This window comes from Klebsiella sp. MS 92-3 (assembly GCF_000195655.1).
Taxonomy (GTDB): Bacteria; Pseudomonadota; Gammaproteobacteria; order Enterobacterales; family Enterobacteriaceae; genus Klebsiella; species Klebsiella pneumoniae.
The window spans coordinates 27,969-28,777 of the sequence record NZ_GL882724.1; the positions used below are offsets into that span (position 1 = coordinate 27,969).

At 64.0% G+C, this 809-nt stretch carries 1 protein-coding gene; it reads left to right on the forward strand.

All coding sequences use genetic code 11. The features are described from left to right. The coding region (gene tldD, locus HMPREF9538_RS24600; protein ID WP_009484002.1) for a metalloprotease TldD at nucleotides 1-749 on the forward strand (749 nt) is incomplete at its 5' end. Nucleotides 750-809 lie beyond the last annotated feature (60 nt).

An 809-nucleotide genomic window follows, 5' to 3' on the forward strand; every position in this document is an offset into this window, starting at 1 on the left:
TGGCGCTGGTCACCCTCTCGGCGGTCGCCGCCCCTGCGGGGATGCTGCCGGTGGTGCTCGGCGCCGGCTGGCCTGGCGTCCTGCTGCATGAAGCGGTCGGCCATGGGCTGGAAGGCGATTTCAACCGGCGTGGCACCTCGGTCTTTAGCGGCCATATGGGGGAATTAGTCGCCTCTGAGCTGTGCACCGTAGTGGATGACGGCACCATCGCCGATCGCCGTGGCTCGGTGGCCATTGATGACGAAGGGACGCCGGGGCAATACAACGTGCTAATCGAAAACGGCATTCTGAAAGGCTATATGCAGGATAAACTCAACGCGCGCCTGATGGGCGTCGCACCGACCGGCAATGGCCGACGTGAGTCGTATGCCCATCTGCCGATGCCGCGTATGACCAACACCTATATGCTGGCGGGCCAGTCAACGCCACAGGAGATTATCGAATCGGTCGACTACGGTATCTTTGCGCCTAACTTCGGCGGCGGGCAGGTGGATATCACCTCCGGTAAATTCGTCTTCTCCACTTCCGAGGCCTATCTGATCGAAAAAGGGAAGGTCACGAAGGCGGTGAAAGGGGCCACGCTGATTGGCTCCGGCATTGAGACCATGCAGCAGATTTCGATGGTGGGCAACGACCTGCGCCTGGATAACGGCGTCGGCGTCTGTGGCAAAGAGGGCCAGAGCGTGCCGGTGGGCGTCGGCCAGCCGACCCTGAAGGTCGATAACCTTACCGTCGGCGGCACCGCCTGATCCTGACCTGGGTCCCCGCGCCGCCCGGGGCCCCCCCCCCCCGCGGGCCCCCCCCCCCCC